The organism is Sandarakinorhabdus sp., assembly GCF_040398665.1.
Lineage (GTDB): Bacteria > Pseudomonadota > Alphaproteobacteria > Sphingomonadales > Sphingomonadaceae > Sandarakinorhabdus.
Genome location: NZ_JBBATQ010000008.1, coordinates 22084 through 42584 on the forward strand (window position 1 = coordinate 22084; position 20501 = coordinate 42584).

General features: G+C 60.7%; 19 protein-coding genes. 13 read left to right on the forward strand and 6 right to left on the reverse strand.

Annotation, left to right across the window (positions count from 1 at the left end; all coding sequences use genetic code 11):
- Window positions 1-11: 11 nt before the first annotated feature.
- Window positions 12-587, reverse strand: a complete 576-nt coding sequence (locus tag ABWP22_RS10970; protein ID WP_353200017.1) for a tyrosine-type recombinase/integrase — start codon at window positions 585-587, stop codon at window positions 12-14.
- Between the two features lie 235 nt (window positions 588-822).
- Here ABWP22_RS10970 and ABWP22_RS10975 point away from each other — a divergent pair, with 235 nt between their 5' ends.
- Both ABWP22_RS10975 and ABWP22_RS10980 read left to right on the forward strand, forming a co-directional pair.
- A complete protein-coding gene (locus tag ABWP22_RS10975) occupies window positions 823-5664 on the forward strand; it encodes a DEAD/DEAH box helicase (protein WP_353200018.1) in 4842 nt (1613 codons plus the stop codon).
- A gap of 87 nt (window positions 5665-5751) precedes the next feature.
- Window positions 5752-6324 carry a hypothetical protein gene (locus ABWP22_RS10980; RefSeq protein WP_353200019.1) on the forward strand — a complete coding sequence of 191 codons (573 nt, stop codon included), beginning with the start codon at window positions 5752-5754 and terminating at the stop codon, window positions 6322-6324.
- A gap of 3 nt (window positions 6325-6327) precedes the next feature.
- Here the strand turns inward: ABWP22_RS10980 and ABWP22_RS15675 are convergent, their stop codons facing one another.
- Window positions 6328-6621 carry a DUF6626 family protein gene (locus ABWP22_RS15675; protein WP_502951115.1) on the reverse strand — a complete coding sequence of 98 codons (294 nt, stop codon included), beginning with the start codon at window positions 6619-6621 and terminating at the stop codon, window positions 6328-6330.
- A 221-nt stretch (window positions 6622-6842) separates the two neighbouring features.
- A complete protein-coding gene (locus tag ABWP22_RS10985) occupies window positions 6843-7535 on the reverse strand; it encodes a hypothetical protein (protein ID WP_353200020.1) in 693 nt (230 codons plus the stop codon).
- A gap of 237 nt (window positions 7536-7772) precedes the next feature.
- Between ABWP22_RS10985 and ABWP22_RS10990 the strand changes: the two genes are divergently transcribed.
- From ABWP22_RS10990 to ABWP22_RS11000, 3 genes are all read left to right on the forward strand, one after another.
- Window positions 7773-7982: a hypothetical protein gene (locus ABWP22_RS10990; protein ID WP_353200021.1), complete on the forward strand. Its 210-nt coding sequence runs from the start codon at window positions 7773-7775 to the stop codon at window positions 7980-7982.
- A 557-nt stretch (window positions 7983-8539) separates the two neighbouring features.
- Window positions 8540-8968 carry a hypothetical protein gene (locus ABWP22_RS10995; protein WP_353200022.1) on the forward strand — a complete coding sequence of 143 codons (429 nt, stop codon included), beginning with the start codon at window positions 8540-8542 and terminating at the stop codon, window positions 8966-8968.
- A gap of 11 nt (window positions 8969-8979) precedes the next feature.
- On the forward strand, window positions 8980-9186 hold the full coding sequence (locus ABWP22_RS11000) for an H-NS family nucleoid-associated regulatory protein (protein WP_353200023.1): 207 nt from the start codon (window positions 8980-8982) through the stop codon (window positions 9184-9186).
- A gap of 135 nt (window positions 9187-9321) precedes the next feature.
- Here ABWP22_RS11000 and ABWP22_RS11005 read toward each other — a convergent pair whose 3' ends face one another.
- Complete coding sequence (locus ABWP22_RS11005) at window positions 9322-9675, reverse strand: arsenate reductase (RefSeq protein ID WP_353200024.1); 354 nt, start codon at window positions 9673-9675, stop codon at window positions 9322-9324.
- 335 nt (window positions 9676-10010) lie between these two features.
- Between ABWP22_RS11005 and ABWP22_RS11010 the strand changes: the two genes are divergently transcribed.
- Window positions 10011-10535, forward strand: a complete 525-nt coding sequence (locus ABWP22_RS11010) for a sigma-70 family RNA polymerase sigma factor (protein WP_353200025.1) — start codon at window positions 10011-10013, stop codon at window positions 10533-10535.
- Window positions 10536-10540: 5 nt separating this feature from the next.
- Window positions 10541-11185: an NrsF family protein gene (locus ABWP22_RS11015; RefSeq protein WP_353200026.1), complete on the forward strand. Its 645-nt coding sequence runs from the start codon at window positions 10541-10543 to the stop codon at window positions 11183-11185.
- Here ABWP22_RS11015 and ABWP22_RS11020 read toward each other — a convergent pair whose 3' ends face one another.
- On the reverse strand, window positions 11186-12334 hold the full coding sequence (locus ABWP22_RS11020) for a M42 family metallopeptidase (RefSeq protein WP_353200027.1): 1149 nt from the start codon (window positions 12332-12334) through the stop codon (window positions 11186-11188).
- Between the two features lie 87 nt (window positions 12335-12421).
- Between ABWP22_RS11020 and ABWP22_RS11025 the strand changes: the two genes are divergently transcribed.
- Entirely contained in the window at window positions 12422-12907 is a 486-nt protein-coding gene (locus tag ABWP22_RS11025) for a GreA/GreB family elongation factor (protein ID WP_353200028.1), read from the forward strand.
- Between the two features lie 3 nt (window positions 12908-12910).
- Here ABWP22_RS11025 and ABWP22_RS11030 read toward each other — a convergent pair whose 3' ends face one another.
- On the reverse strand, window positions 12911-14260 hold the full coding sequence (locus tag ABWP22_RS11030; RefSeq protein WP_353200029.1) for an amino acid permease: 1350 nt from the start codon (window positions 14258-14260) through the stop codon (window positions 12911-12913).
- 64 nt (window positions 14261-14324) lie between these two features.
- Between ABWP22_RS11030 and ABWP22_RS11035 the strand changes: the two genes are divergently transcribed.
- The 5 genes from ABWP22_RS11035 to ABWP22_RS11055 are packed head-to-tail and all read left to right on the forward strand — an operon-like array spanning window position 14325 to window position 20487.
- Entirely contained in the window at window positions 14325-15737 is a 1413-nt protein-coding gene (locus ABWP22_RS11035; RefSeq protein WP_353200030.1) for a glutamine synthetase family protein, read from the forward strand.
- 16 nt (window positions 15738-15753) lie between these two features.
- The gene (locus ABWP22_RS11040) at window positions 15754-16986 is read left to right on the forward strand and encodes an NAD(P)/FAD-dependent oxidoreductase (protein ID WP_353200031.1); all 1233 of its coding nucleotides are present in this window, start codon (window positions 15754-15756) and stop codon (window positions 16984-16986) included.
- A complete protein-coding gene (locus tag ABWP22_RS11045; protein ID WP_353200032.1) occupies window positions 16983-17744 on the forward strand; it encodes a gamma-glutamyl-gamma-aminobutyrate hydrolase family protein in 762 nt (253 codons plus the stop codon). The genes ABWP22_RS11040 and ABWP22_RS11045 overlap by 4 nt, the downstream gene beginning before the upstream one ends.
- Entirely contained in the window at window positions 17741-19126 is a 1386-nt protein-coding gene (locus ABWP22_RS11050) for an aminotransferase (protein ID WP_353200033.1), read from the forward strand. Before ABWP22_RS11045 ends, ABWP22_RS11050 begins: the two co-directional genes overlap by 4 nt.
- Window positions 19123-20487: a glutamine synthetase family protein gene (locus ABWP22_RS11055; RefSeq protein WP_353200034.1), complete on the forward strand. Its 1365-nt coding sequence runs from the start codon at window positions 19123-19125 to the stop codon at window positions 20485-20487. Before ABWP22_RS11050 ends, ABWP22_RS11055 begins: the two co-directional genes overlap by 4 nt.
- Window positions 20488-20501: the final 14 nt, after the last annotated feature.

Genomic DNA, 20501 nt, shown 5'->3' on the forward strand with positions numbered 1-20501 from the left:
AGAATCGCAGCTCATCCAATCAGCTCCACCGCTTTACGTAGCTTGCTATCATTGATGTCGATATAGCGCTGAGTGGTGGAAAGATGCTTGTGGCGAGCAAGGGCTTGGACGACACGTGCGTTCACCCCCTTGTCAGCCAGTTCCGTGACAAACTGCCTGCGTCCGCTGTGGCTGCTGGCCCCATAAATGCCAGCCAGTGCGTAAAGCCGCGCAAACAAGTTCACCACTGTCTGCGCCGTAAATCCAGCACCCTTGCCGCTGAACAGCAGGGAGCCATTGGGCTTGGCTAACTGCTTGGGGTACGCTGCCGCATAGCGCTGTAGCTGCGCCCTGAGCTTCTTGTTCACCAGCACCGTCGCCGTGTCGTTGCCCTTGGTTTGTGCTGCTGCCAGATAGATTGTGTCGCGCGCTTTGCCATCACCGTCAAAAACGTCGCCAATGCGCAGTGCAGCAATCTCACACGCACGTAGGCCAGCGCAGAAGCTGAGCGCGACGGCGGTATGGTTGCGTGTGCTGTGGCGCAAGCTGTCGATCACGGCAGCAAGCCGCTTCTGCTCTGCGTCGTTGAGTAGCTTGGCCTGTTTCATTGTCGTTGTCCCCGAATGTGCGTTTCTGTTGTTAGACAGCATATTTCCACACATTTTGGTCGTCGACCGATTTAGGTGGTCCACTTAAACCCGCAGAAATGCTGAGTTTTTGGGCATAATGTTAGATATTGTAACTTCTATAACATTCTGGCTGGGGCATGGGTTTGGGCTGGCTTGCACGTTTTTTGGCTGATAGCGTCTGCCGCAATGAACTTTCAGAAAATGAGCAGCTTGCATGTCCGCACTTGATCGTCTTCTTGCTTCCTATCGTGCTGCTGCTGTGACGGAGAGGGAGAAGGGGACGTACTTTGAGCGGCTCGCGGTTGCGTACTTGCGTCATGACCCGGTGCAGACGCAGGAATTTAGCCAAGTCTGGTCTTATGCCGACTGGGCAAAAGAGCGCGGCGTTGATGGACGCGACACGGGCATAGACTTGGTGGCAAAGCTGCGCAGCGAAGATGGCTTTGCCGCGATCCAGTGCAAATTTTTCTCCGCCAAGCACGCTATCCAGAAAAAGGACATAGACAGCTTCCTGTCTGCGTCGTCCAAACCGCCATTCCAGCGCCGCGTGTTTATCGACACAACAGAGGTGGATTGGAGTGGTAACGCAGAGGACACGATACGCGACCAGCACATTCCCGTGATCCGCATTGGCCTTGAGGCACTGCGAGAGAGCGCGATTGACTGGGCAGCGTTTGAAGCCACCTCCGAAATCAAGCTGCAACCCAAAAAGTCACTGCTTGAGCACCAGCGGCAGGCGCTAGAGGCTGTGGAGCGTGGCTTTGCTGCGCACGATCGCGGCAAACTGCTGATGGCTTGCGGTACGGGCAAGACTTACACGGCATTGAAGATCGCAGAGCAATACGCAGGTCGGGGCAAGCGTGTGCTGTTCGTTGTTCCGTCGCTGGCTCTCATTGCCCAAACGGTACGCGAGTGGACCAAGGACACTGACACTGAATTGCGCTCATTCGCCGTATGCAGCGACAGCCAGGTAGGGAAGCGGCGCAAGGACAAGGACGACGTTGCTGAAATCGAGGTGCACGAACTCGAATTTCCGGCCACCACACAGCCAGCCAAGCTAGCCGAACGAGCTGGCAGCGTTGACGCTGAGCGCATGACTGTGGTGTTCAGTACGTACCAGAGCATTCCAGTGCTGACCGCTGCGCATTCCCATGGTTTGCCTGAATTTGATCTCATCATCTGCGATGAAGCGCATAGAACCACGGGTGCAACGCTAGACGGCGAAGAAGCCAGCAATTTCGTCAAGATCCACGACAACCAGTACGTTCGTGGAGCCAAGCGGCTCTACATGACTGCAACGCCGCGCATTTTCGGGGACAGTGCAAGGGCAAAGGCAGCGGATGCGGCTGTGGCGCTGTGCGACATGGACGACGAGGCAATTTACGGCCCCGTGTTCTTTGCGCGTGGCTTTAGCTGGGCCGTGGAGAACGGCTTGCTCACGGACTACAAGGTCATCGTGCTTGCAATGGACGAGACGCTTGTAAGCAGGGGTGTGCAAGGCAGGCTGGCGGAGGACAACGAGCTACAGCTTGACGACGCGACCAAGATTATAGGCTGCTATAAAGCGTTGCTGAAACAGGGCGATGACAGCGAATTTAGCGTGGATGCGCAGCCAATGCGCCGCGCCATCGCGTTCTGCAAAGACATCCGTTCCAGCAAACTCATCGCACGTGAGTTCGGCGCTGTCGTGGACGAGTTTAGCGCGGCCACGGACGATGACGAGCAGCGGTATATTCAGTGCGACGTTGAGCATGTGGACGGCACGTTCAATGCCAAAACCCGTGGCGAGCTGTTGCACTGGTTGGGCGATGACGTTGAAGATGGCGAATGCAGGATTTTGAGCAACGCTCGCTGCTTGAGCGAAGGTGTCGATGTTCCAAGTTTAGATGCCATCATGTTCCTGCATCCGCGCAAGTCGCAGATCGACGTGGTACAGAGCGTTGGCCGTGTCATGCGCAGGTCGCCGGGCAAAAAGCTCGGTTACGTCATTCTGCCAGTCGTCATTCCTGCTGGCGTTGCGCCGGAAAAAGCGCTGGATGACAACGAGCGTTACAAGGTGGTCTGGCAAATCCTGAATGCGCTGCGAGCGCACGATGATCGCTTTGATGCCACCATCAACAAGCTTGAGCTGACCAGCGATAGCAGCGGCAAGATTGAAGTGATCGCTGTTGCCGAAAATCTCCCAGCATCACGCACTATGGCCATGAATGCAGGGGCAGGCATTGGCAAAGGCAGTGCTGGCGCATGGGATGACATGGGCGGCGAGCTAACGCGACCAGAAGACCAACTGCACTTCATCCTCGATGAGTTTCCGGCTGCTATACGTGCGAAAATCGTGCAGAAATGCGGCACACGGACGTACTGGGAAAACTGGGCCAAGGACATTGGCGACATTGCCAAGGCGCACATTGAGCGCATCAAGGCAGTGCTGGATACGGGGCAAGCAGAGCGCGAGGTTTTCGACGAGTTTCTTGCTGAAATCCGTGATGACCTAAACGGCAGCGTTACCGAGGAAGAAGCGATCGAGATGCTTGCGCAGCATCTTGTGACCAAGCCGGTGTTCGATGCGCTGTTCGAGGGATATGATTTTGCAAGCCACAATCCCGTATCGCAAGCCATGCAGAATGTGCTTGCTGTACTGGAACCGGCAAACATTCAAAAGGAAGCTGCTGCGCTCGAAGGTTTTTACGACAGCGTGGCACGGCGAGCGAAGGGGATTGATAGCGCCGAGGGCAAGCAGAAGATCATTGTTGAGCTTTACGACAAGTTCTTCGCGGGTGCGTTTCCCAAGCTGCAAGACAAGCTGGGCATCGTTTACACGCCGGTCGAAGTGGTCGATTTTATCATTCATTCCGTGAATGACATTCTCAAACAGGAGTTTGGGCAGACGCTGGGCAGCAAAGGCGTGCACATTCTCGATCCGTTTACGGGTACGGGAACTTTCATCACTCGGCTGCTGCAAAGCGGGCTGATTGATGCGAGTGAGCTTGAGCACAAATATCGGCACGAGATACACGCTAACGAAATTGTGCTGCTCGCCTACTACATTGCGGCCATCAACATCGAAGCTGTCTATCACACGCTGTCCGGCAATGCGTATGAGCCGTTTGAAGGCATCTGCTTAACCGACACGTTCAAAATGTATGAGAGCGAAGACATGGTTGCCGCGCTCATGCATGACAACAGTGAGCGCCGAAACAGGCAAAAGTCCCTCGATATCCGCGTCATTTTGGGCAATCCGCCGTACAATGTTTCGAGCACAGGCGCTGTCTATCCGCATTTGAATAAGCGCATCGCCGACACGTATGCCAAGCACACCACGGCAACCAACAAGAACGCGCTATACGACAGCTACGTTCAGGCAATGCGGTGGGCGAGCGACAAGATAGGCGATAGCGGCGTCATCGGCTTCGTGACGAACGGCGGCTGGATAGACGGCAACGCCATGAATGGATTGCGCAAGAGCTTGCAGGACGAGTTTAGCAGCATCTACGTTTTCAATCTTCGGGGTAATGCGCGGACGATTGGGGAGCAGCGGCGCAAGGAAAGCGGCAACGTATTTGGTCTCGGCAGTCGCGCTCCCATTGCCATTTCATTCCTCGTCAAAAATCCAGCCAGCGCACAGCATGGCCAAATCTTTTATCACGACATTGGCGACTATTTGACGCGTGAGCAAAAGCTGGCTCGTGTGTCTGCGTTTGCGTCTGTGGATGGCTTGACCGCGGCAAATGAGTGGGCTGAGCTTACGCCAGATGAGCACAATGACTGGATTGCGCAGCGTGAAGCGAACTTCGATAAATTTTGCTCGATTGGCGATAAAAAAGATCAGCTTGGAAGCTCGATTTTTGATGATTACACTAGGGGGATTGAAACGGGACGCGATGCGTGGGTCTTCAACAGCTCTCCCTCGAAAGTTGTATCCAACGTTCAATCGCTCATCGGGTGCTACAATGAGCAATTGAAATATGTAGATGGTGTTTCGGCGTCACTGCCAACGGCTGATCGTATCAACCACCTCAAATCCATAGTGGAAAATGACCCCACTAAAATTAGTTGGACCAGCAGTTTACTGGCAAGCTTAGCAAACGCACACAGGATTGAATACCGGGACGGATTGTTGGTCGAATGTGAAGTGCGGCCGTTTACCAAGCAATGGATGTACTACGATAAAGATTTGACGCACAGAAGGGGTAGGTTTGGGAGCATATTTCCTGAAGGAAATGAGGATAATTTAATCCTTTGGGTGACAGGGGTTGGCGCAAGCGTCCCATTCGCAGCATTTGCTTCCAAGCACATCGCATCCCGTGAAGGCCCTAGTAGCACTCAGTGCTTCCCCCTCAAGCTGTACGAGAAGGCCGAAGAGGACAAGGCTGACTTGTTCGCGGGTGGCGGCAACAACGGCTACGTGGAGCGCGATGGCATCACGGACCACGGCTTGAAGCAATTTCGAGCTGCATATCCCGGCGCGAACATCACCAAGGAAGACATTTTCTATTACGTCTATGGGCTGCTGCACAGCGCAGATTACCGTGCACGTTTTGCCGATAACCTAAGCAAGCAGCTTCCCCGCATACCGTGCGTGAAGAAGGCGGAGGACTTTTGGGCGTTTGCGGATGCAGGGCGCAAGCTGGGCGACATGCACGTGAACTACGAGAGCGCACAACGCTATCCGGTGACGTACAAACAAGGCAGTGAGCAGCTTTGGCACGTTGCTGACCCCGTGGCGTTCTACCGTGTCGAGCAAATGAAGTTTGGCGGCAAACGGCCCAAGCAGGATAAAACGACTGTCTGCTACAATGCCAACATCACCATGACCAACATTCCCTTGGAAGCGTACGAGTACGTGGTGAACGGCAAGAGTGCGCTGGATTGGGTGATGGAACGGCAGTGCGTGAAGGTGGACAAGACGAGTGGCATTGTGAACGATGCGAACGACTACGCGAACGAGACAATGCACGATCCTGCTTATCCGCTGCATCTGTTCCAGCGCGTCATCACAGTTAGCTTGGAAACCATGAAGATCGTCAACAGCTTGCCCAAGCTGGATATTGACTAGGCCAGGGCGCGGCTTGTGAACCATGATGACGCAACGCGGGCTACAAAACTGCGCGGGCTGAGGGAGCGACTTAAGCAGGGAAAAAACGTGCAGAACCGCGATCTGCAAACGTGGCTGAGTGCAGATGGGTACAAGGATTATGAGGAAGCTTGGGCTGCGCAGTTGGCTTTGCGCGAGGAATTGGGCAACAAGCCAGCTGCTATCGTGGAGTACGAACGCAGGCTGAAGAAAGCCAACTTCACCTACAACCGCGCCGACTACTACAGCCGCGCAGGCAACCGTGCGGCGGCCAAACTGCTGTTTGGGCAAGCGGACACAGAATACGAGCAGCTGCTGACGCGGCTACAAGAGATCGTAGATGCCAATCCCAGTTTGCGGGCTTGGTTTGATCGCGACACGACATGGGACGGCATAAACGACCTAAGTCTGTGCCCCAGTGGCGTTCCTTATGTGGTTACAAGCAAGAGCTTGCAGAACGAGGCGAGCGGCGGCGGGGTGCAAGTGGGCAAAATGACCAAACAGGCTGTGAAGATCTGGGTGATTGAGCAGGAGTTGGCGGAGCTGCAAAGGCGTGCAGATGGCGTGGACGTCAACGCATTGCTGGCAAAGCGGTCCACGCTACGTGTTGCCGACATACATCCAGAACGCGATAACGACTGAGCGTTATATGCATATATCCGCGACTGCGTATTGCTGATTGAGATGATCTAGTAGTCGTTGCTCGGCTGATTGCAGTGCCACTTTTTGACAATGGTTTAACGCTGGATCACGCTGCCGCTGAACGCGAAGGGAGCGTAGGCATTGGATGGCTGCTGATAGCGAAAAGTCTCGGTTCATGTGCCGCTGCCATGCAAACCAGTTCCTGCTCATTCCCACATAATCCCTGCTAAACGCTTCACGCGTTGTGGTCAGCTGAGCTTGCTTGAGTGTTTGGTATATCTGTTCAGTAAGTGTCATATCGTTATTTAATATCAATGGGTTGATGTGTTTTATCTGTATCAGGTTTTAAGTTTGTTTGTTGTATATATGACTAGGATTGGCTATGGGAAAACGTCCCTAGCCTTAACCAATTCCAACAATTTTTGAGCCATGACGAGAGCCTAGATTGCGCCGTATGCCTAGCACTTCGGCGACTTAAAATGCACGTTTTTTGCCTGTTTGATTGCCTGAGATAGAGCCTAAATATGGTGTAGTTGAGTGGGTTGCCTGAATGATGTTGTGACTCCTGCCAAGCGTAAGTCACGTTCACGCTGCTTCGCTTCCGCTTCTTGTCTACGCCGGTCAGCACGTTTCCGAATGAGGATCATATGGACAGGAATGTGAGACAAGGCTTTGTCAAGTGCAGCAACGGTGACGTGGTTTGCAATGCGGTTCGCTTGCGCTGTTATGTCAAAAGAGGAATATGCTTTATCATCTGTGTTTATATGATCGCAATTCATCACATTTTGATCATCTCGAAATCGCCAAATTTCCTTGGTCACATACCCCGCCACCGCTTGCTTGCAATATATGGGCGTTATCCAATTTTTGCTCAGCTCAGCTGTGTCTTCGTGGAAAGTGTTCCAGAGCACGTTTAGGATCGCACAGAATGCGTTTTTCTCAATAGGTGAGTGCGCAACAAAGTGTAAGTGTATGCATTTTTGACTTGTTCCAAACTCCAAAAAGCAGAGTCGATTTATCCCATAACCCTTATCGGCTGCATGTCCGAAAAATACGCGGTCCACTTTGTGCCAGAATGCCGCCATGATCTTAATAGCTGTGGCGTGGCAAATGCGCTCACCATCCTTGAATGCCAGCACCCCCGTTACATCGTACTGCCCCTTCATAATCTTCTGTGTTGATTCTGCGGTAATCTTGTTTGCCCAGTTCATAGCTGTGTCCTTTCACAGCTATTTATCCTTGGCGCACAAAGGCGCTTTCAAATCTGTTTGGGGCTTATGAAATCAAGGCAGATTTCCATTTTAACACAGTATGTTGAACGCATAGATAGTCGATAGGGAAAAGGCATATACGCTCGTGAAAATTCGGCTGCGAAGATTTTGCTTATATCAAAATCTAGGCCTTGCCGGTTTCCGCTCACATGCACCCCACCTTGGCTAAATAAGAACATGGGAAACGATGCAGCGAGAGACATAAGGCGGATTTTGAACGTGGTGCTAGCGCTGGAAGCGGCGTTCAAAGCCAGTGCCCGTGGCCAAAATCAGCAGCCAGCCAAACCCGCCGTGCCCAAGCCATTCAAACCCACCAAGCCCAAGCCCATCAAGCGCATTCTACCGATCAAGCCAGTTGGTCCGCAGCCCAACAAGCCCCGCATTTAACCTAAAAGCAGCCGGTTCTTGCTCAAATTTCGCACCTTCATCGGCTTGCGCGAAGACCTGGCGCTTTGGCTCAGCAGACTATGCCGAAATGCTTCACGTCAAACCCACCTCAGACAGCGCGTTTGCTCCCTGCGCTTCACCCTTGCTTGTACCATGCCCCAGTTGGCTTTGTCTGAGGCTGACAGCGCAAATTTGCCGCAAGGTGATCGCATGGGCAGCGGGAAGACAGCATAGCGGTTCGGCATAGACAGCGAAAAAGGATGCAAAATGGCTAGGCATGAACTGCGGGATGCACGGGGCGCACTGCTGGGATGGATTGATAGCGACAGCAGCGTGGACACGTTGCGCGACTATCGTGGTGCATTGAAGGGCACATACAATGCACGGCACAACGAAACGCGGGATTACAGGGGTGCACTGGTGGCGCGGGGGAATGTGCTGACGCGGTTGCTATAGACAGCCAAAAACCGAACAGATCATATCATTTCGTTCTGTTTTTGGCCGACAGAACCACCGGAAGGCAGCAGGCTGGCTCTATTGATCATTGGAGCTACATCATGTCTTTCATTGCCAAACTGAACCTCAAAACCGTGCAGCGCGTCGTTCAAAAAGACCCCGTCATTGCTCGCCGCGATAAGCTGCTGGCTGGCATTGCCGAGCAGAAGCTTGTGCTGGATGCGATGATGCATGGCGAGCAGTTTGAGGTGCGCGTGAAGCGGTGGCGCAACAATGAGGCTGGCGAACGTGTGCTGGTCGAGATGAACAAGCGTGTGCGTCCGTGGTTTTTCCAGCAGGACAACGGTTGGTACGTGCAATGCCGTTACGGCAGCAGGGTGCTGCACATTAGCGGCAAGAGCAATGCTGTGTTCGTGGACAAGCTGGAGGAAGTTGCTGCGGTGCTGGCAGCGTTTGGTGAGGCTGCAAACAGCGGGGAACTGGACAGAGCTGTGTTGCTGGCTATGAAGGCGCGGACAGCTACTGGATAAAGGGCTTGAACATGAGCAAACTTGCCGATCTGCTTGCGCAGCAGAAGGAACTTGAGAAGCAGATTGAAGCGGCACGCGTGGCTGAGCAAGCTGATGCGCTCAAGCAGATTTCCGAGATTTGCAAGGCTCACGGCATCACATACGCTCAGCTCAAGCCAGTGATGGTAAAGCAGCGCAAACGTCGCACCAAAGCTGAGATTGAAGCGGCCAAGGGGTAACCGTTGTTTTGGGCGTTGTACGAATTTATGCGCTTTATAACGCCCAAGGCGCCAATCCGCCCATGATTACCCTTACGAATGGCGTCATGGCGTACCTTGAATCGCTTATCGGATGCTAGATTGAGTTGCAGCCTTTTACCCGCAACCAAATGCTTTCTCATACAGTTCTGGTTTGAAACCAACGATCAAACTGTTTCCATGATGAAGGACGGGGCGCTTGATCATGGAAGGGTAAGCCAGCATCAATCGGATAGCTTTTTCGGTGCCAAGGTCTTGTTTCTCTGCGTCCGATAAGGCGCGAAACGTCGTGCCAGCCTTATTCAATAGCACTTCCCAGCCAAGCTCACTCACCCACCCCCGCAGCGCAGTCGCATCCACTCCCGATTTCTTGTAATCTTGAAAATCGTAGGCGATGCCGTGTTCGCTCAGCCACGTCTTGGCGCGCTTAATCGTATCGCAGTTTGCAATTCCAAACATCCTGACGGCCACTTACAATCTCCCCGATGGTTTGAAGCACACAGAGCCGTTAGGACTCTGATTTTAAAAAGTTTTTATGCACAGGATCTTGTGTGTACAACTATTGCAGCTTGCTCGCAATTTGGTATGCCATAGATCGTCAACGCCATCTCGCGCCTCCCTGCGCCCTTCCATGCCAAGCAAGCAGCGCGCTGCCAAGCCGAACCACCGCCGATACCGCGAGGCCGCAACGGCGCGCCTGTAACCGGATGCCGCTGCATTGCGAATGACCCTTCACCGGTGCAGCGTTCGCCCTTCGGATGCTGCCGCACGTTCACCGAGACCGCCATGGCCCAATCGACCCCCAGATGATCGCCGATGAAGCCACGCTGGCAAGGCTGATGGCCATGGCCCAGAATGGCGACCGCCAGGCCTATGCCGCGCTGCTGGCGGCGTGCAGCCAATGGCTGATGCGCTTCTACCGGCGCCGCGTCGCGCCGCACAGTTGCGATGATCTGGTGCAGGAAACCCTGATGTCCCTGCACCAGAAACTGGCCAGCTATGATCCGGAGCGGCCGTTCCTGCCCTGGCTTGCCGCCATCGCCCGCTATCGCTGGGTCGATCACCTGCGCAAGCTCTACCGGGCCGATGAAACCGGCTTTGACAGCGAGCCGATTGCGGCCAGCGAAGAACCCGCCATCGCCGCCCGCATCAGCCTGGCGCAGCTGTTTCAATATCTGTCGCCGGCACAAGCCCGTGCCATCGAACTGGTCAAGATCGAAGGCCTGTCCGTCGCGCAAGCCGCTGTCGCCTGCGGGCAAAGCGAATCGCTGGTCAAGGTCAATATCCATCGCGGGCTGAAGAAGCTCGCCGCCCTCATCGAGAAAGACTGAACCCCATGGCCACCACCGATGATCTGATCGCCAACCTGGTCGATGAACTGCGCCCCGTGCGCCGCATGCGCCAAGCGCAGGGCCTGTGGCTGATCGCCGCCGCCATCGGGCTCGGCGTTGCGGTCGTGCTGCTCAGCCTCGGCCTGCGGCCCGATCTGGCCGCTGGCCGGCTCGATCCGATATTCCTGATGGGCAGCGGCTCGTTCCTGATCCTTGGGCTCGCTGCGGCCGTTACCGTGGTGATCATGGGCCGGCCGCAGGTGGGCACCGATCATCGCGGCTGGCTGTGGGCTGCGGCCATGGCGACAGTGCTGCCACTGGCCGCGCTGATCACCGGCATCGCCGCTGGGCCCGCCACCGCGCTGGCCCGCTCCGCGCCCGATCATGGCCTGACCTGCCTGCTGGTCGGCAGCGCGCTCGGCCTGATGCCGGCCTTGCTGCTGGTGGCCTGGCTGCGGCGCGGTGCGCCCACCTCGCCCGAACGCGCCGGCCTGATCACCGGCGTCGCGGCCGGCTGCTTCGGCATCTTCGCGGTCTCGTTGTACTGCCCCTACAACGATATCATGCACATCGGCCTGTGGCACAGCCTGGTGGTGGTGACGTGCGCTGCCGCTGGCCGCGCCGTCATCCCGCGCCTGATCCGCTGGTAGTCATCGCGCCGGCGTGAAATCCCGCAGCCGCGCCACCGTCGCCGTGTCCAGCCGCTTGATCAGCGCCACCACCAGTTCCACCGTGCGATCAAAATCCGCCCGGTCGATCACGCCATTGTGGGCGTGGGTATAGCGCGTCGGCACCACCAGATTGACTGTGGGCACGCCGCCGTTGCTCTTCTGGATCTCGGCACTGTCGTCGCCATAGCCCTGCACCAGATCGCGCTGCAGCGGCACCTTGATGGCGTCGGCCGTGGCGATGATCAACGCCGACAATTTGCGGTTGGGCTGCGCCGACGAATCATACAGGAAAATCCCCGGGCCACCGCCGAGCACCGCCTGTGTTTCATCAGCGTTGAGGCCGGGCTGGTCGCCTGCCACGCCGCCTTCGATGGCGATGCCGATATCGGCCTTGATCACGTCGGCGGCGGTATGGGCGCCGCGCAGGCCGGTTTCCTCCTGCGTGGTGGCCGCCACGAACAACTGGTTGGGGTGGCCTTCCCTGGCCAGCCGGCGCAGCGCCTCGATCACCACGGCCAGGCCGACCCGGTCATCCCAGGCCTTGCCGAGATAGCGGCCACTGCTGCCCAGCACGGCGAATGGTGCATCGGGCACGACCGGATCGCCGGGGCTGATGCCCAGCGCGGCGACGTCGGCGGCATTTTTCGCGCCGACATCCAGATAGATGCTGGTCCGGGGATAGACCCGCGTGCGCTCTTCGGCCGGCGTCACATGCACATCGCGGATGCCGGTGATGGCCTTCACCGGGCCTTTGCTGCCGATGATCGTCCAGCGCTGGCCGACCAGCGCCTGATCGAGCCAGCCGCCGAGCATCTGCATGGTCAGGAACCCGCCCGGCGTCACCCGTCGCACCATGCCGCCGATCTCGTCCATATGCGCATCCAGCATGATGCGCGGGCCGGCATTGCCATGTTGCGCGATCACCGATCCCAGTCCGTCATAGCTGATCCTGTCGGCCAGCGGCGCCAGCTCGCGCACCATGATGGCGCGCACCGCTTCCTCGAACCCCGGCGGCCCGGCGGCGTCGGCCAATTCGCCGAGCAGGCGTTCCACGCGATCGCCCGGCGCAGCCACGGCCGGCGCGGATAAGCAGGCCAGCAGCCCGAGCATGATCTTGATCCGGCGCATGTCCTGTCCCCCGTGGTGTGATTGGCTTGCGATGGTGGCACAGCCGGGGACTTGTGCAACCCGGCAAAATCATCTGATGGCAGATGCATGGACGGCAACCCGATCACCCCGGCCGGCATGGCCGCCTTGCGCGCCCGCTATGATCATCTGTTGCACGGCGAACGGCCGGGCATCGTGGAGGTGGTGCGCTGGGCCGCCGGCAATGGCGACCGCAGCGAGAACGGCGATTATATCTATGGCCGCAAACGCCTGCGCGAGATTGACCGTGAATTGGGCCATTTGGCCAAACGCATGGCCGCGGCGCGCGTCGTCGATCCGGCCAGCCAGAGCGCCAGCCAGAGCGAACCCCACAAGGTGCTGTTCGGCTGCACGGTCGAGATCGCCGATGACGACGACAACCGCCGCACGCTCACCCTGGTGGGCGATGACGAGCAGGATGCCGGCCAGCAGCGCATCGGCTGGAGCGCGCCGCTGGCGCGGGCCCTGCGCGGCGCCAGCGTCGGCGATGTGCGGGTGGTGCGCCTGCCCGGCGGCGAAAAAAACTGGGAGATCGTGGCGATCAACTGGCCGTGAAGTCTATGCCCGCCGCCGCGTCAACCAGTGCGCCGCCAGCACCACGGCGAGGCAGCCGAGGCTGGCCCACAACTGCACGGCAAGCTCTGGCGTGGCGCCCATGGCCACCAGCACGGCCAGCATCGCCGCCACCGCGACATGCCGCCCCCAGCGCAGCAGCGGCCCGGTGCCGACCTTCAGCCGGATCGCGGCAATCACGGTGAGCATGTAGACAAAGATGATGATGGCGCCCGATGCATTGACCAGAAAGGCAAACACCACGCCCGGCGACAGCACCGATGCCACCACGCTGGCAAAGCCCACCGCGGTGCAGGCGAGAATCGACCGCGCCGGTACGCCGCGCTTGTCGATCTTCACGCTCCAGCGCGGCGCATCGCCATTGGCGGCCAGGGTGAACAAGGCCCGCGACGCCACATAGATCGCCGAATTGAGGCACGACAGCACCGCGACCAGCACGACCAGGTTCATCATGAACGCCGCCCCCGGCACGCCGACCACCGCCAGCGCGGCGGCAAAGGGCGATTGCCCGGCCACCACATTGCGCCACGGCACGATGCAGACGATCAGGAAGATGGCGCCGATGTAGAAGATGGAAATGCGCAGGATCAGCGTGCTGGCCATGCGGGCGACCAGATCGGCCGAATCCTCGGCTTCGGCCGCCGCCATGGTGACGATCTCGGCGCCGACCAGAGCGAAGATCACCGCCGTCACCCCGGCCATCACCGCGCCCCAGCCCATCGGCGCAAAGCCGCCATCCGCCGTCAGATTGGCCAGGCCCGGTGCTGCAGCGCCGTTCCCCACGCCGAACACGAAGGCCGCACACACGACAATGAACAGCACGATCGCCACCACCTTGATGGTGGAAAACCAGAATTCGAATTCCCCGAAGCTGCGGGTGGACAGCAGATTCGATCCGGTCATCAACAGCATGACGGCGAGGCCGATGATCCAGGTGGGCAGATCGACCCACTGCGCGATGATCGCCGCGCCGGCGATGGCTTCGATGCCGATGACGATCGCCCAGAAATACCAATAGAGCCACCCGGCGCTGAAGCCGGCCCAGCGGCCGATGCCGGCGCGGGCATATTCGGTGAAGGCGCCAGCCTTGGGCAGCGCCACGGCCAGCGCGGCGATCACCCGCATCACCAGCAGCACGATGGCCCCGGCCAGCGCATAGCTGACAATGACAGCCGGGCCAATCGTGGCGATGGCGGCGCTGCTGCCGACGAACAGCCCGGCACCGATCACCCCGCCCAAGGTGATCATCGTCACGTGGCGGCGCTTCAGCGACTTGGCCAGTGCCGGCATGTCGGCAACAACCGTTACCTCGTTCGTTTCCGTCAGTTCCGCCACCCGCTACCCCCGCTCCGGCCATCATGCTAGGCACTTTGCGCCACCATGGCACGGGCCCGCGCGAATGGACATATCCCGCGCGCAGGTCGCTGGCGCGGCGGCGACGTTTGCAACCGACGGGTGCCACATGATGACCATGGACGAACTCAAGCAATGGATGGCCGCCCGCGCCATCGCCGAGGTCGAGTGCATCGTCCCCGACATGAACGGCATCATCCGCGGCAAGGTGCTGCCGGCGCCGAAGTTCCTGCGCGTGGTGGAGGATCAGTCGCTGCGCATGCCGTCGAGCATCTTCATGGTGACGGTGGCCGGCGGTTATCCCGAAGACCTCGATATCGCGCCGCTGTCCGATCCCGATGTCATCGTGGTCCCTGATCTGAGCACCTTGCGGGTCGCGCCAGGCTACAAGACGCAGACCGCCTATGTGATTGCCGATGCGCAATATGCCAGCGGCCAGTCCGTCGAGATCGCGCCGCGCAATGTGCTGCGCCGCATCATCGCGCTTTATGCCGAACGCGGCTGGACACCGGTGGTGGCGCCGGAACTGGAATTCTACCTGACCGCCACCAACGCCGATCCCGATCTGCCGCTGCAGACGCCCGCCGGCCGTTCGGGCCGCGCCGAAACCGTGTCGGAACCCTATGGCCTGGAAGCCATCAACGAATATGAGGATCTGATCGAGGAACTCTATGATTTCGCCGAACGCGCCGGGCTGGAGCTTGATACGCTGATCCACGAAGCCGGCGCCGGCCAATTGGAAATCAACCTGCTGCACGGCGATGCCATGGCGCGCGCCGATCAGGCCTTGCTGTTCAAGCGCATTGTCCGCCAGGTCGCCCAGCGCCACGGCATCCATGCCACCTTCATGGCCAAGCCGATGCAGAACCAGCCGGGTTCGGCGATGCACATCCACCAATCGGTGATCGATGCCGACGGCAACAATATCTTCGCCCTGCCCGATGGCAGCGATTCGCCGCTGTTCCACCATTATATCGGCGGGCTGCAACGCCTGCTGCCGCAGATCGCGCCGCTGTTCGCGCCCAATGTCAACAGCTTCCGCCGCATGAAGCCCGCGCACGACGCGCCGATCAATGTGCAATGGGGCCTCGACAATCGCACCTGCGGGCTGCGCGTGCCGCGCTCGCACGGCAGCGATCGCCGCGTCGAAAACCGCCTGCCCGGTGCCGATGCCAATCCCTATCTGTCGATCGCCTCGTCGTTGATGTGCGGGCTGATCGGCATGATCGACAGCCTGGAACCGCGCGAATCGATCACCGGTTCGGCCTATCGCATGGCGCGCACCCTGCCGCGCACGCTTTACGAAGCCCTCGACCGCTTCGCCAATTGCAAGCCGATCCGGCACTATCTCGGCGAGGATTTCATCGCCACCTTCATCGCCATCAAGCAGGCTGAACTCGACGCCTATCAGGAGGTGATCTCCTCCTGGGAACGCGAGCATCTGCTGCTCAAGGTCTGAAGCGGTGGCGGGCGATTTGCGCGCAGACGTCTGCATCGTCGGTGCCGGCCTGACCGGGCTGAGCGCCGGTCTGGCGCTGGCCAGGGCTGGCGCGTCGGTGATCATGCTCGACGCGCAGCAGCCGGGCAGCGGCGCCACCGGCGCGAGCGGCGGCCAATTGATCCCCGGCCTGCGCCAAGGCGCCGTCGCGATGGTCGAACGCTTCGGCATCGAGCGCGCGCAGCGACTGTTCGACCTGACGCTGGCCGCGCGTGACCGCACCGCGGCGCTGGCCCAAACTCTGGCAAGGCCGGATTGCGCCTACCGCCCCGCCGGGCATCTGACGGCCGCCAGCTTCAAGACTGACCGGCGCTGGATGGAGGCCGAAGTGCGCTGCCTGGCCGATGATCTGGGCTACCATGAAGCGCAGATCGTCGCAGCCGCCGACGTGCAAGCCCATGTCGGCGCGCATGGCTATCACGGCGGGCTGTTCGATCGCGGCGGCGGCCACATCGATCCGGGCGCCTATGCCTTGGCGCTGGCCGGCCATGCCGTCGCTGCCGGCGCTGCGCTACACGCGGACTGCCCGGCGCTGGCCATCGACACAGGTGCCAACGGCGTCACCGTCACCACCGCCAGCGGCACCGTCCGTGCGGACCAGGCCGTCATCGCCTGCGATGCCGGCGTCGATCAACTCCGCATCAATGGCAGAAGCACCATGTTCGCCGGGCAGTTGATGCCGGTGCAAAGCTACAGCATCGCCACCACGCCGCTGTCGGCCGATCTGGCCGCCCGCCTGCTGCCCGGCAATGCGGCCGTGTCCGACACCCGCTTCGCACTCGATTATTACCGCCTCGATCCCCAGCGCCGCCTGCTGTTCAGCGGCGGGGAGCGCTACACGCCCGACCCGCCCGACGACATTGCCGCCGTTGTGCGCCCGCGCCTCGCCGCCGTCTTCCCGATGCTGGCCGATATCGCCTTCGAACGCGCCTGGCGCGGCACGGTCGCCATCACCGTCACCCGTTTCCCCATCATCGGGCAGCAGCAGCGCCTGTGGTTTGCCCATGGCTATTCCGGCCATGGCCTGTTGCTGGCGCAGGCCAGCGGCCAGGCCATCGCCGACGCCCTCCAGGGCAACCGCGCCGATTTCGATCTGCTCGCCGGCCTGCCGATGCGGCGCTGGCCGGGCGGCGCGACGGCGCGTCGACCGCTCTACACCGCCGGCATGCTGGCGCTGGCGCTGCGTGACCGACTGAAAGCCGCCGCATGACACGACCCCAAGAACGCCCGCTCATTGGCATCATCTGCTGCAACCGCCAGATCGGCGTTGAAACCGCGCAGGCGGTGATGAACCGCTATGTCCACGCCGTCGCCCGCCACGCGACCGCCGATGCCGTGCTGCTGCCCGCACTGGAGCCGGGCCAGGATATCGCCAACATCGTGCGCCGGCTGGATGGCGTGCTCTTGACCGGCAGCCTGTCCAACCTCGAACCGGCGCGGTCCGGCGCCAGCGATGGTACCGGCCCTTATGATCCGCACCGCGATCATCTCGCCGTTTCATTGCTCGCCGCCGCAGCGCAGCACAACAGGCCGCTGTTCGGAATCTGCCGCGGCCTGCAGGAGATCAACGTCGCGCTCGGCGGCTCGCTGCGCGCCGATCTCGCCGCCATCAGCGGGATGCACCACGCGCCGGCGGATGTGAGCTTCAACGCGATGTTCGATCATGGCCATGATGTCGCGCTGGCGCCGGGCGGCGTGCTGGCGGCCCTGCACGGCGTCCCCTCCCTCACCGTCAGTTCCGTGCATTTTCAGGGCATTGCGGCCCTCGCGCCCGGCCTGAGTGTCGAGGCCACCGCGCCCGACGGCCTGATCGAGGCCGTATCGGGCCGCTGCGGCCGCGCGCTGCTGCTCGGCGTGCAGTGGCATCCCGAATGGAATGCCGATAATGATGATCACAGCCGTGCCTTCTTCGCCTTGCTGGGCCAGGCAGCGCGCGGCAACAGCAAGGTTGCGGGCGGGGACGAATGATGCGCAATTACGATATCGATGAACTGCGGCGGCTCGACGTCGCGCATCACCTGCCGCCGCAAGCCGATTTTGCCGAGATTGTCGCGCTGGGCGGCAGCCGCGTCATCACGCGCGCGCAGGGCGTCTATATCGAAGATGGCGAGGGCCTGCGCATCCTCGATGCCATGGCCGGGCTGTGGTGCGTGCAGGTCGGCTATGGAAGGCGCGAACTCGCCGACGCCGCCCACGCCCAGATGCTGGAGCTGCCCTACTACAACGGCTTCTTCAAGACCGCGACGCCGCCGGCGATCACGCTCGCCGCCAAGGTCGCGGAATTGACCGGCTATCGCCTGCCGCACGTGTTCTTCAGCAACAGTGGCTCCGAAGCCGTGGACACGGCCATGCGCATGGTGCGGCGATATTGGGACCTCAAGGGCGAGCCCGGCCGCACCCAGTTCATCGCCCGCACCAATGGCTATCACGGCACCACCATCGGATCGATGTCGCTGGGCGGCATGGCGCGCATGCATGCCCAGGGCCCGCACCTGCCCGGCATCTCCCACGTCCGCCAGCCCTATGGCTTTGGCGAAGCCGAAGGCCTGGATGATGCGGCGTTCGTGGCGGTGCTGGCGCAGGATCTGGAGGATCGCATCGCAGCGGTTGGCGCCCACAATATCGCTGCGTTCGTTGCCGAACCGGTGCAAGGTGCCGGCGGCGTCATCATCCCGCCCGCCGGTTACTGGGATGCCATCGTGCCCATCGTGCGCCGCCACGGCATCCTGCTGGTGATGGACGAAGTGATCTGCGGCTTTGGCCGGCTCGGCGCCTGGTTCGGCCACCAGCATTTCGGAATATCGCCCGATATCATCACCATGGCCAAGGGCATTTCATCGGGTTACCTGCCGATCAGCGCCACGGCCGTGACCGCCGAGATTGCCGAGACGCTGCGCACTGGCGGCGAGTTCGCCCACGGCTATACCTATTCCGGCCATCCGGTCGCCGCCGCCGTCGCGCTGGCCAATATCGCCATCATGGAGCGTGAGGGGCTGGTGGCGCGCGTGGCCGATGATCTGGGGCCCTATCTCGCTGCGGCGCTGGCCCGGCTGAAGCCACAGACGTTCGTCGGCGAAGTGCGCAGCATCGGCCTGCTCGGCGCGGTCGAGATCGTTGCCGACAAGGCCACGGGTCGCCGTTTCGGCCCCGAACCCGGCACCGCCGGGCCGATCGTGCGCGATGCTGCCATTGCGCGGGGCGTGATGGTGCGCGCGGTGGGCGACAAATTGGTGATGTGCCCGCCGCTGATCATCAGCCACGCAGAAATCGACCTGATCATCGATCGACTTGAACTGGCCTTTGCCGACGCCACCCCGGCGCTGCTGGCCCTGGGCGGAGCCCCGGCATGACGCACCCTGCCCTCCCCATCGCACCGGCCAGCGAGGCCGAAGAATTTCTGGCCGCCCACCCCGATGTTGATGCCATCGACATGATCTTCACCAACATGGCCGGCGTGCCGCGCGGCAAGCGCCTGCGCCGCCATGAAGTGCTCAGCGTCTACAGCCAAGGCCGTTTCCTGCCCGGATCGCTGCTGGTCAACGATATCCGCGGCGATGATGTGCCGGAAACCGGGCTGGTGTGGGAAGATGGCGACGCCGATCGCCTGGCCTGGCCGGTGCCGGGCACGCTGGCCATCACCCCGCAATGCGGGCCGGGCAGCGCGCAGATGCTGGTCAGCCTGCACGAACTCGATGGCCGGCCGTGCGTGCTCGATCCGCGCCATGTTCTCAGCTCAGCGATTGCCGCGCTGGCCGCGCGCGGCCTGACGCCGGTGGTGGCATGCGAGCTGGAATTCTACCTGCTCGATGCCGATACCGCCCGGCCGCGCCCGGCGGGCGGGGCAACGCTGCCGCATGTCTATGGCCTCACCGAACTCGCCGCCGTCCGCCCGTTCATCGATGCGGTGAATGCGGCGGGCGATGCCGCCGGCATCCGCATCGATGCCGCCATTACCGAAAACGCGCCGGGCCAGATGGAAATCGGCCTCACCCACCATGCCGACGCGCTGCGCGCCTGCGATGAGGCGATCCTGTTCAAGCGCATCGTCCACCAATGCGCCGCCGCGCACGGCTTTGCCGCCACCTTCATGGCCAAGCCGTTCGCCGACATTGCCGGTTCGGGCATGCACATCCATGTCTCGATGCTGGATGCACAGGGGCACAACATCTTCGCCGCCGATGCCCCCGAAGGCGCGCCGGCCCTGCAGCACGCCATCGCCGGGTTGCAGGCGCTGCTGCCCGACAGCATGGCGATCTTCGCGCCCAACATGAACAGCTATCGCCGGCTGCGGCCCAACACCTATGCGCCCACGGCCGCCACCTGGGGCATCAACAACCGCACCGTGGCATTGCGCATTCCGGCCGGGCCGCCGGCCAGCCGCCATGTCGAACACCGGGTTTCGGGCGCCGATGCCAACCCCTATCTCGCCGTCGCGGTCGTGCTGGCGGCGATGCATCATGGCCTGGCGGCGGCCCGGCCGCCCGGCCCGATCACGCTTGGCAACGGCTATGCCGCCACCATCCCGCCGGAACTGCAACTGCCCACCGATTGGGCCGCGGCACTAAACCGCTTCACCGCGTCGGCACTGCTGCGCGCCGCGCTTGGCGATCACATCGTCGAGATGTTCACCGCCATCAAGCGCCACGAACTGGAGGCCTATCAGGCCATCGTGTCGGCCACCGATCACGAATGGTATCTGGCCAGCAGCTAGGCCGCGAACGGCAC

Excerpts from the sequence above, each read along its gene's own strand:
- ABWP22_RS10975 (WP_353200018.1), top strand. The coding sequence starts at position 823 with ATGTCCGCACTTGATCGTCTTCTTGCTTCCTATCGTGCTGCTGCTGTG.
- ABWP22_RS11045 (WP_353200032.1), top strand. The coding sequence starts at position 16,983 with ATGACACGACCCCAAGAACGCCCGCTCATTGGCATCATCTGCTGCAAC.
- ABWP22_RS11050 (WP_353200033.1), top strand. The coding sequence starts at position 17,741 with ATGATGCGCAATTACGATATCGATGAACTGCGGCGGCTCGACGTCGCG.
- ABWP22_RS15675 (WP_502951115.1), bottom strand. The coding sequence starts at position 6,621 with ATGACACTTACTGAACAGATATACCAAACACTCAAGCAAGCTCAGCTG.
- ABWP22_RS11020 (WP_353200027.1), bottom strand. The coding sequence starts at position 12,334 with ATGCGCCGGATCAAGATCATGCTCGGGCTGCTGGCCTGCTTATCCGCG.
- ABWP22_RS11025 (WP_353200028.1), top strand. The coding sequence starts at position 12,422 with ATGGACGGCAACCCGATCACCCCGGCCGGCATGGCCGCCTTGCGCGCC.
- ABWP22_RS11015 (WP_353200026.1), top strand. The coding sequence starts at position 10,541 with ATGGCCACCACCGATGATCTGATCGCCAACCTGGTCGATGAACTGCGC.
- ABWP22_RS11055 (WP_353200034.1), top strand. The coding sequence starts at position 19,123 with ATGACGCACCCTGCCCTCCCCATCGCACCGGCCAGCGAGGCCGAAGAA.
- ABWP22_RS10985 (WP_353200020.1), bottom strand. The coding sequence starts at position 7,535 with ATGAACTGGGCAAACAAGATTACCGCAGAATCAACACAGAAGATTATG.
- ABWP22_RS11035 (WP_353200030.1), top strand. The coding sequence starts at position 14,325 with ATGGACATATCCCGCGCGCAGGTCGCTGGCGCGGCGGCGACGTTTGCA.
- ABWP22_RS10970 (WP_353200017.1), bottom strand. The coding sequence starts at position 587 with ATGAAACAGGCCAAGCTACTCAACGACGCAGAGCAGAAGCGGCTTGCT.
- ABWP22_RS10995 (WP_353200022.1), top strand. The coding sequence starts at position 8,540 with ATGTCTTTCATTGCCAAACTGAACCTCAAAACCGTGCAGCGCGTCGTT.
- ABWP22_RS10990 (WP_353200021.1), top strand. The coding sequence starts at position 7,773 with ATGGGAAACGATGCAGCGAGAGACATAAGGCGGATTTTGAACGTGGTG.
- ABWP22_RS11000 (WP_353200023.1), top strand. The coding sequence starts at position 8,980 with ATGAGCAAACTTGCCGATCTGCTTGCGCAGCAGAAGGAACTTGAGAAG.
- ABWP22_RS11010 (WP_353200025.1), top strand. The coding sequence starts at position 10,011 with ATGATCGCCGATGAAGCCACGCTGGCAAGGCTGATGGCCATGGCCCAG.